10 protein-coding genes are annotated in these 9,949 nt (G+C 61.3%); 5 read left to right on the top strand and 5 right to left on the bottom strand.

Annotation, left to right across the window (positions count from 1 at the left end; genetic code table 11):
* The 3 genes from IBX59_RS14155 to IBX59_RS14165 form a co-directional block, all read left to right on the top strand.
* Positions 1–1,034 (top strand): glycosyltransferase (locus IBX59_RS14155; RefSeq protein ID WP_296376695.1); only part of this gene is annotated, 1,034 nt, incomplete at its 5' end.
* A gap of 187 nt (positions 1,035–1,221) precedes the next feature.
* A complete protein-coding gene (locus IBX59_RS14160; protein WP_296376697.1) occupies positions 1,222–2,226 on the top strand; it encodes a glycosyltransferase 61 family protein in 1,005 nt (334 codons plus the stop codon).
* Between the two features lie 77 nt (positions 2,227–2,303).
* On the top strand, positions 2,304–3,428 hold the full coding sequence (locus IBX59_RS14165) for an acyltransferase (protein ID WP_296376700.1): 1,125 nt from the start codon (positions 2,304–2,306) through the stop codon (positions 3,426–3,428).
* Between the two features lie 10 nt (positions 3,429–3,438).
* Here IBX59_RS14165 and IBX59_RS14170 read toward each other — a convergent pair whose 3' ends face one another.
* Positions 3,439–4,326, bottom strand: a complete 888-nt coding sequence (locus IBX59_RS14170) for a glycosyltransferase (RefSeq protein WP_296376703.1) — start codon at positions 4,324–4,326, stop codon at positions 3,439–3,441.
* Between the two features lie 83 nt (positions 4,327–4,409).
* Positions 4,410–5,354, bottom strand: a complete 945-nt coding sequence (locus IBX59_RS14175; RefSeq protein WP_296376705.1) for a glycosyltransferase family A protein — start codon at positions 5,352–5,354, stop codon at positions 4,410–4,412.
* A gap of 171 nt (positions 5,355–5,525) precedes the next feature.
* Here IBX59_RS14175 and IBX59_RS14180 point away from each other — a divergent pair, with 171 nt between their 5' ends.
* Positions 5,526–6,845: a nucleotide sugar dehydrogenase gene (locus IBX59_RS14180; RefSeq protein WP_296376707.1), complete on the top strand. Its 1,320-nt coding sequence runs from the start codon at positions 5,526–5,528 to the stop codon at positions 6,843–6,845.
* Positions 6,846–7,127: 282 nt separating this feature from the next.
* On the opposite strand, the gene IBX59_RS14185 is transcribed toward IBX59_RS14180, so the two are convergent.
* On the bottom strand, positions 7,128–7,418 hold the full coding sequence (locus tag IBX59_RS14185; protein ID WP_296376709.1) for a CcdB family protein: 291 nt from the start codon (positions 7,416–7,418) through the stop codon (positions 7,128–7,130).
* Entirely contained in the window at positions 7,406–7,660 is a 255-nt protein-coding gene (locus IBX59_RS14190; protein WP_296376710.1) for a type II toxin-antitoxin system CcdA family antitoxin, read from the bottom strand. The genes IBX59_RS14185 and IBX59_RS14190 overlap by 13 nt, the downstream gene beginning before the upstream one ends.
* Positions 7,661–7,830: 170 nt before the next feature.
* Here IBX59_RS14190 and IBX59_RS14195 point away from each other — a divergent pair, with 170 nt between their 5' ends.
* A complete protein-coding gene (locus IBX59_RS14195; RefSeq protein WP_296376712.1) occupies positions 7,831–8,889 on the top strand; it encodes an META domain-containing protein in 1,059 nt (352 codons plus the stop codon).
* Between the two features lie 13 nt (positions 8,890–8,902).
* Here IBX59_RS14195 and IBX59_RS14200 read toward each other — a convergent pair.
* A partial coding sequence (locus IBX59_RS14200) for an alpha/beta-hydrolase family protein (RefSeq protein WP_296376715.1) occupies positions 8,903–9,949 on the bottom strand: 1,047 nt, incomplete at its 5' end.

Below are 9,949 nucleotides of genomic sequence, written 5' to 3' on the forward strand. Positions count from 1 at the left end.
CCCTGCCGCGTGCCCTGTTGGCCGCGCTGGCACGACCCAAACGGCTGATGCAAACCCTGACGCTGGCATGGCGCACCGCCCCCCCCGGCCTGCGCGGCGGGGCAAAACAGATCGCCTATCTGGCCGAGGCGTTGATCCTGGCACAGCACCTGAGGGCACAAAACATCGCCCATCTGCACAACCATTTTGCCAACGCCAGCGCCAATGTCGCGATGCTGGCCTCACAGCTGTCGGGCGTGCCCTTCAGCTATACGCTGCACGGGCCATCCGACCTTTATGCACCGGACACATGGCATTTGCGCGAAAAGGCCGCGCGCGCGACCTTTGTCGCCTGCATCAGCCATTTTGCACGGTCGCAGGCGATGCTGTTTTCCGACCCCGTGCATTGGGACAAACTGCGCATCGTGCATTGCGGGGTGATCCCCGATCTTTACAACCAGACCCCGCCCGCCCCACACAGCGGCACACGGCTGATCTTTGTCGGTCGTCTGGCCGCGGTCAAAGGGCTGCGCGTGTTATTCGACGCCTTCGCACAGGCACGCGAAACCCACCCTGACCTGCAGCTGACGCTGGTGGGCGATGGTGACGACCGCGCGCATCTGGAACGGCTTGCCGCACCTTTGGGCGATGCGGTGCATTTCGCGGGCTATCTGTCACAAGACGCGGTGGCACAGGCGCTGGCCGAGGCCGACGCGCTGGTGTTGCCCAGTTTCGCCGAAGGCCTGCCCGTCGTGCTGATGGAAGCCCTGGCCAGCGCCCGCCCCGTCATCGCCACACAGGTCGCAGGCGTCAGCGAACTGGTGGAAAACGGCGTCACCGGCTTTGTCGTCCCCTCCGGCGATGCGGCCACACTGGCCGACCGGATCGCACAACTGGCCGCCGACCCCGCCCTGCGCCAACGCATGGGCGCGGCAGGCCGCACAAAGGTGCGCGCCGATTTCGACGCCCAGATCGAATCCGCCCGCATCGGCGCACTGTTCGCCGGTCAGGGCGGGGCCGACCTGCGACCAGAGCCGCTGGAGCGTATAGAGTGATGAAAAGACGGGCATCATGGCATAACTATCCGCAATGACAGGCCTCAGATTGATACCACCTGAAAGATCCAGGATATGAAATACCGCTGATACGACCCGCAAAACCAAAGAGGCCGCGCCCTTGTCAAATCCTTTCATTTTTCCCCGAATCCGCAGCATTGCCGCGATGGTGCGCAAGCGGGACGTCATGCCAGATATCGATATCCTGCCCGATCCGACCGAAGGGCCGCCAGCCGACACGATCGCCTGTCACCCCGGGCTTTATGAACCCGATCAGATCGCACGGGTGCTGGCCTGTGGTTTCAAAAGCACGCTGGCGCATGAAATCGACAAGCTTGACGCGCGCAGTTTCATCGAACGCCCCAAGGCCCGCTACACGCTGCGCGATGCGGTCATCGCTGGCGGGTGGATTTATCCGCAAAAGGGGCGTCTTTTCATGAGCAGCACCTCTCCTTTCCGCGCCCTCGGCCAAAAGATCAGGCGCTATGACAAGGCAACCCTGCTTAACAGTGCGCAGGGGCTGAAATACTTTGGCCACTGGCTGCGTGATGATTGTGCTGTCTATGAAGATATCCGCGACACACCCAACCTGATCTCCATGCAGCGTGCCTATTGGCCCGATGCGCAGATATATGAGGCCGCCTTTGACCACGTTTGGCATGACGTCGCCTTTGCCCATGTGGGTGAACTGACGCTTTATAGAGAACTCGGATTTAACCGCGACAAGGCCCGGCGCCTGCGCCTGTTGCGCCAAAGGCTGCGCGCCAGCCACCCAGCCCCCAACGCAGGCAAGATCGTCTATATCCGCCGTGGCCAGCTTGGCGCGGCGCGTGATATCGCCCATCAGGATGCATTTGAAACCGCCTTGGCGGCTGCGGGCATTCATATTGTCGAACCGGGTCTGGCGGGCCAGAACCTGGCGCGCGAGGTGTTGGATGCGGCGATGATCATCACCGTCGAGGGCAGCCAGGCTGGCCACGGGGTCTATTGCCTGGCCGATGGCGGTGCGATGCTGATCCTGCAACCACCCGAACGCTTTTATAACCCGCATCACGAATGGACCCGCCTGCTGGGCATGGGTTATGGCATCACCATCGGTGAAAAAGAGGGGGCCGCTTTTCGCATCCATCCGGACGAGGTTTTCGCGATGATCGACCGGCTGCAAGCCGCCCCGCGCATCAGTGATGCCTGAAAACCGGACCCATCGACATATCCTTGCCCATCTTTCACAGTAACCGCACAAGCCTGTAAACGAATACGGACCCCCGCATGACCCCTGCCCCGATCACCCATGACCGTTATCTGGCGACGCGGCATTTCGGCAGCCTCGACGGGCTGCGGTTCATCTGCATCGCAGCGGTGATCTGGCATCATGCCCCCAATCGCGCGGCCATGTCCGACATTGCGGTCTTTTTTTCGCGCGGCCATGTGGGGGTTGATTTCTTTTTCGTGCTCTCGGGCTTTCTGATCACCACGCTGTTGCTGCGCGAAGAAACCGCCAAGGGTGCGTTCAGCCTGCGCGCATTCTACTGGCGCCGGATCCTGCGGATCATCCCGATCTATTTTCTGGTCGTCAGCATCGCCGCCTTTTATGCCCTCGTCATCAAGGGGTATGACCAACTCGCGATCCTGCCCTACTACTATCTGTTCCTGTCAAATTTTCTGGTGGGCGAAGACATCGGCTTTTTGTCGATCACATGGTCGCTGGCAGTCGAGGAACAATATTACATGCTCTGGCCCGCGCTATTGCTGCTGACGCCCCGGCGCTGGATCGTCACGGTGCTGGTGGTGCTGATTGCCATAAACGTGCTGGCAGCACTGGAAGTTTTCCGCCTGATCGGCATTTATCCCATCGACATCGCGCATCTGCGCCTGCAAATCACGGCGGCCACCTACGCGCCGATCCTGATGGGGTCACTGGCCGCCATCCTGCTGCACCGGCCTGCGGGTTTTGCTGCCCTGCGCCCGCTGACCACGTTTCGTGGCGCGGCCCTTGTCTGGTTTATCGCCCTGCTGGTCGCGCTGGCCGCGTTTCCCGGCGCGCTGGAAGGTCTGCCCAACCTTGTGGTGCATTCCCTGATGACGCTGATGCTGATCAGCCTTGTGATCCGCGAAGACAACGCCATGGCCCCGGTGATGCAGCTGCGCCCCATCGCGCGGGTCGGGCAGGTCAGCTATGGCATCTATCTTTATCACCTGTTTGCGCTGGCCATCGTCAACAAGGCGCTGGAGATTCTGGGCATCCCTGGCACAGGCTGGGTTCTGCCGCTGTATTTTGCCTTGGCGATCGTGATCTCTGAAATCAGCTTTCGCACCTATGAGGCCTGGTTCATGCAGTTCCGCCACAACGGCCCCGGCCGGGTAAACCCCCACCCGCCAAAGCCGGCAGAGTGAGCGGTGTTTTCTATGACCGTTTCGGCGGCCAGACCTGCCCCTGAAACCGGGCCTTGAGGCGCAGCAGCGCCAATCGGGCGGATTGACCCGCATCAGAAAACCGCCCGCGCCTGAGCAAACCCAAAGCGGCGCGAAATTGCCCCAGCCCATAGCGGGAATACAACATAGCCTTTGATCTTTGTAAAAGCCCGGGATCAGGAAAAGGGGCAGACTGATCAAAATTACTTTCGAGGACAGCAATATGGCCGCGGGAAATCCGTGCGCCTTTGCTGGTGGATTGTGTCGGGTGGCGGCGATAATCCATCACCTTGATCCCGTGACTGAACACACCACCAATGCGAATGATCCGCAGGTTAAGATCAACATCCTGACTAAATTGAAACGCCTCGTTATAACCATTGATTTTCAGAACAGCCGCGCGGCGATAAAGACACTGCGACGGACAAGGCGTGACACGCATCGCCAGATCCTCCAGCGTCACATCCTCAACCGGTGTCGGGTTCGGATTGATAAGCACACCCTGCGCGTCAATGACATCATTGGCCCCAAAAACCATAACCGCCTCTGGCCGGTCGGCAAAGGCGCGCAGATGATCGCGGATGGCGTTTTCATGCAGCCGGTCATCGGCGTCCAGAAACAGCAGGTATTCCCCCGACGCCTGTGCAATCCCGGTGTTGCGCGCAGGCCCGGACCCACCGTTCGGGCGCGTCAGCACCGTGATCTGCGCATGCTGCGCTGCCAGACCCTGCGCAATCGCAAGCGTGCGATCCGTTGATCCGTCATCGACGATCAGAATTTCCACCGGGGGCACCGATTGCCGCAAAACGGATGCGACCGCCTCTTCCAGATATTTTTCGGCGTTATAGGCGGGGATAATGACACTGACCGATGAGTTCATAAATCACCTGACCCTTTATAAAAACTCGGCTCACATATACCGGAACCTTGCGACAAAGAAGCTGCAACAGCCGTAGCGTAAAATCAACCCTGCGGCTGCACCCACACCCCTGCCCGCTCTGCCTCGATCCGGGCGACGGTGCGGGCTTTGCCGCGCCAAAGAACCTCGCGCTGGTAGGCGCGGACAAAGGTGCGCAGGTCGGCATCGCCATGTTGCGGCGCGCGCCGCCACCACGCCCCAAGGTATCCTTGCAGCGTCGCAAGCCCCCCCAGCACATAGGGGGGATGCGCCATCTTCCTGATCGCGGTTGCCGTGAAATAAAGCGGGTCTGACCCCATGTAATATTGCCCGAACCCGTGCCGCCGCCGTCCGGCATAGATGCTTTGCTGGCTTGATCCCATCGGGCGCAGGTGTTCGAACGCCAGATCAGGATCGCGCCAGCTGACTGCCTTCCAACCCAGCATCCGCGCCTTGTGGCAATCGATCCCGTCCCACATCACCTCGCGGACGAAACCACCGATCTGGTTGAAACAGCTGACCCGCATGAATTTCGACGCCCCGACCGACATCTCATCCGAGATTTTTTCACTGATCTTCCGGCCGGCCTTGTCGACGTAATAAGTCTTGCCCGAACAGGTGCCAACGCGGGGGTCCGCCTGCATCCGGTCGATCAGCCCGGCAAAATACCCCGGCGGCAGATCCAGATCAAGGTCGAGCTTGCACAGATAGGTGTAATCCGACAGCGAAACAGTGTCTAATCCAGCGTAAAACGCCTCGATCACGCCGGGACCGACGGCGCGATGTCCCCGATCCTCGCGGCGGACAACGGTGATCCAGTCATGCTGTGCGGCATAGTCCGCCAATATCTGCGGGCTGTCATCGGTGGACCCGTCATCGACAATCACCCACCGCGCCGGACGCTGCGTCTGCGCGACCATACTATCGAGCGTGCGGCGCATATAATCCGCCTCGTTCCGGCCGGGCGAGATGACGAGATAGGCGCGGGAAGGTGCAGTGGACTGGGTCATATGACAGGTTTTGCCGCGCTGCCGCAGAATGGGCAAGCATCCTGTCACTGAATGCCCTACAAAATCCGTATTCTGTTGTAAAACCCGCAGGAAAGTTCCGATTGTGGGCTGGTTTTGAGTGGTCTGTCCGGATTATGGCACAGGCAACTATGGAAAAAGGGATTTGATCCAATGACTTTAATGCAGGCAATCACAGGCCAGACCGCCCGCGTGGGTGTGATCGGGTTGGGCTATGTCGGCTTGCCTCTGGCCGTGACCGCGGCGCGGCAAGGGTTTGCAGTGACCGGGTTCGATGTGGACCCGGCCAAGATTGCCCATATCACCGCCCGACACAGCTATATTGATGCGGTCAGCCCCGCCGCACTGGCCGAGGTTTGCGCGGCAGGGCGGCTGGATGCCACGTCAGATTTCACCCGGCTGGCGGATTGCCAGATCATCATCATTTGCGTGCCCACGCCCCTGAACAGCCAGCGTGAACCCGATCTGTCCTATGTCGAACAGACAGCTACGACGATCGCCGCCCATATCCGCCCCGGCACGCTGGTCGTGCTGGAATCCACCACCTGGCCCGGCACCACCGAAGAGGTCCTGGGGCCAATTCTGGCCAGCAGCGGCCTGGCCTTGGGTGCGGACATCTTCATCGGCTTCTCGCCCGAGCGTGAGGATCCGGGCAACACCGCCTTCAACACCCGCTCGATCCCCAAGGTGGTGGCAGGATCAGGCGCGCTGGCCGGCGATCTGGTCGCGGCGTTTTACGCACAGGTTGTCGACAAGGTGGTGCGCGTGCCCACCACACAGACCGCCGAGGCGGTAAAAATCACCGAAAACATTTTCCGCGCGGTCAATATTGCGTTGGTCAACGAACTCAAGCTGGTCTTTGACGCCATGGGCATCGACGTCTGGGATGTGATCGACGGGGCCGCCACCAAGCCGTTTGGCTATATGCCGTTTTATCCCGGCCCCGGCCTTGGCGGGCACTGCATCCCGATCGACCCTTTTTATCTGACGTGGAAAGCCCGCGAATTCGAAGTGCCCACCCGCTTTATTGAACTCGCAGGCGAGATCAACACCCGCATGCCGCACCATGTGATCGACCGGCTGCGCGCAATTGTCGATGCCGACAGCGGGCGCGGCCTGAACGGAGCCGAAATTTTGCTGGTGGGCGTGGCATATAAGAAAAACGTCCATGACATGCGCGAAAGCCCGGCGATGAAACTGATGCAACTGCTGGATCAGGCCGGCGCGCGCGTCAGCTATCTTGATCCACATGTGCCCCAGATCCCGCCCATGCGCGAATATCGCCAATATACCGCCCGCCAAGCCATCGCCCCCAACGCCTTGGAACCCGGCCGCTTTGCCGCTGTGCTGATCGCGACCGATCACGATGCAATTGACTACGGCGCGCTGCTGACACTGGGCTGCCCGGTGGTTGACACCCGCAACGCCATCGCGCGGCGCGGCCTGCCGATGGACCGTGTGGTGAAGGTGTAAAACAAATTTGCAAACCGCGGCGCGAAACCAGAGTGTCGTGAAGAATGCCAAAGAACGTCACGCTTGGGTTGATGCGACCAAGGGCGTGGCGATCATGCTTGCGACATAGGCGCGGGTCTGTGTCATGCTGTTTTCATCGTGATCATGATTGCGGTTTCAACTGACACGATGGTCTGTGGCATTGCAAGCCGCCTGCCCAGAAAATCCACTGGCAGCGCGCGCGCGGTATTGGCGCATGAACGTTGTCTTGGCAATCTTCGCAAATTGTGCTGGTCCTGAAACCTATACGCCCGCCATCAGGACATCGACCGCCCGGGTGATCAGATCACCCTGGCCTGCGACGCTCCCCGTGCGGCGCAAACCTGACCGTCGCACAGCCGCAATCAGGCGTGTTGCAAGGATCAGGCGCTTGCCGTCATGCAAAAGTTCGGGGTTCAGGTGCTGCACGGCCGGGTAGCCGGAAAGCAGCGGAATGACGACGACAGAAGGATCGGGCGGCAGAAAGCCGCTTTCGACAACGACCATGGAAATACCATTGTATTCCGCAACATCAAAACGGGTCAGGTCGTCCATGAAGACCCGCCAGGCGCTGTCATGATGTCGGCCAGCGGGTGCCCATGGCGCGCGTGCCAGTCCGATTGGGCCGCGAATGCGCCTGCGTTCTCGGCAAGCCACGTCTTGCGTCGCGCGTCTGCGACAGCCTTTATCAGTGCCGCGTCAGCCACGGCAGAGACGTTGATCCCAAGTTCCCTTGCGCCATCAAGTGCCGCAGCATCAAGCGTCAAAGATGTCTTGCGCTTCGTGGTCGCCGCCATACAATCACACTCCAATAAAATACCGCAAAAATATACCGCCTTTTGGTAAGGCGCAAGCGCCAGCAAATGAAAATCGCAGATCGGCCAACACGGCCTGTGAACATCGCCTTGTTTTTTGCCCCTTTGGGGATAAAATCACCCTTGTTTTTACACAAAAATGGATAAATGCGATGCGCAAACCTTTCCTCGGGATGATAGTCAGCCTTTTCTGCCTGCCGACCCTGCTGACCGGCCAGCCGGTTGCACAGCGCCTTGGGGCGCATGGGCTGGCCTTGCCTGCGACGTTTACCGGCACCCTGCCCTGTGCCGATTGTCCGGGCATCACCTATCATCTGGATCTGTGGGATGACGGGCAGGGCTATGCCCTGCGGCGCACCTATCTGGAACGGGATCTGACCCTTGACGAGGTGGGGCGCTGGCATGTCGATCCAGCGCGCGGCGCGCTGATTTTGCAAGGCTCGGGCGGCGCGCAATCGGTCTGGCAGATCGGCACCAATCAGGACATCCGCATGATGGATCAGGACGGCAACCCGATCCTGTCCGACCTGCCCTACACGCTGGTGTCAGGCCCGCTGACCCCGACCGATCTGGCGCTGCCCGTCAGCGGGATGATGACCTATTTCGCCGATGCCGCCCTGTTGACCGAATGCCAGACAGGCCAGCGGTTTCCCATCGTGATGGAAGCCGACTATCTGGCGTTGGAACGCGCCTATCTGGCCGCGGCACCCGCACCTGCCGCCCCCTTGCTGGTGCGCCTCACCGCCGACATCGCGCAGCGCCCGCAGATGGAAGGGCCGGACCGCCGGTCCATCGTGGTGACGCAGTTCGATCATGCCACGCCTGATGCGGATTGCCTTGGCGCCCGCACCCCTGCCCCGCTGGCCAATGTTTACTGGGGTCTGACGCATCTGGGGGGCGCACCCATCGCCCCGACGCCAGGCCATCGCGAAGCCTATCTGCTGCTGTCGGACAGCGACATGCGCTTTAGCGGCACAGTGGGCTGCAACATGATGATGGGGGCGCTGACACAGCAGGATGATGCGGTGACATTCGGCCCTGTCGCCAGCACGCTGATGGCCTGCCCGCCCGAACTGGCCGATCTGGAACGGGATTTCGCGCAGATGCTGGAAACGGTGCGCCACGTCGATCTGGCCGACCAGACGCTGCGGCTGCTGGATGAAAACCGCGTTGAACGGGCGCGGTTGCAGGCGCGTTACACGCGGTTCTGACCGCAGCGCAGGGTTACGGCTGGCCCGCCTGCGCGCGGGCCAGTGCGGCAATGCGGTCATCTGTCCAGTCGGGCAGGTCCAGCAACATGGCCCAGGCGCGGGCGTAGCTGGCAAAATCATAGGTATGGCCAAAGCCAGCGGGCGGTTTGATCGCCGTCATGATATCCACCCCCAATTGCAAAAAGGTCACGACCGGCAACCAGCGAAATTCTGGCGCCACATCGGGGCCACGCGGTGCGGCCATCCAGGCGGGGCGGCGCCATGTGGCGTGCGGATCAAAAAACACCACCGCATCGCTGGCATGTTGCAGATACAAAATCCGAAAGCCCCCCCAAGGCGCCGTGATATCCGAGGTCAGCCCGGTCTGGTTCATGAACCGCACCGCACTGCCGTCGCGGTAGCTGGGCAGCCAGGCCGGTGATCCGGCATTGCGCCCCTGCGTGACATCGCGCCATGTGGGGCTGCCAAAGGGTGGCCCGGCCCACAGCGCGCCATTGAACGGGTCCGCCACCACCTGATGCAGATCATGGCTTTGGTCCGAATTCAGCGACCCAAGGCTCAGCCCGTTCAGATACAGCGCCGGACGTGTGGCGCGGGGCAGGCTGCGCCAGTGATCATAGACGGCGGAAAACACCGCACGCGCCGTGTCCACACCGTATTCGGGATCGGTCAAAAGCGCGATCCAGCTGGCCAGATAGGAATATTGCACCGATACGGTCGCCACATCGCCGCCCAGCAGATATTCCAGCGCCTTTTGCCCCTCGGGGTCCACCCAGCCGGTGCCGGTGGGCGTGGCAATCACCACTGTGCTGCGCGCAAAGGCGTCGATCCGTTTCAGTTCGGCCAACGCCAGCGCCGCCCGCGCGGCAGGGTCGGGCGCGGAATTGAGGCCGACATAGACCCGCAGCGGGTCTTGCGCGGGGGCGCCTGTCAGCGCCGCGATCTGCGCCTGATCCGGGCTTGCCGCGACCATCGCGCGGCCCATCCGGCCCAGTGTGCCCCAGTCGATCAATGATGCGGGCGCGCCGGTTTTCAGCGGGTCTTGCGGGCGCGGGCTGGC

It is taken from the genome of Yoonia sp. (genome assembly GCF_014859355.1).
Classification (GTDB): Bacteria; Pseudomonadota; Alphaproteobacteria; order Rhodobacterales; family Rhodobacteraceae; genus Yoonia.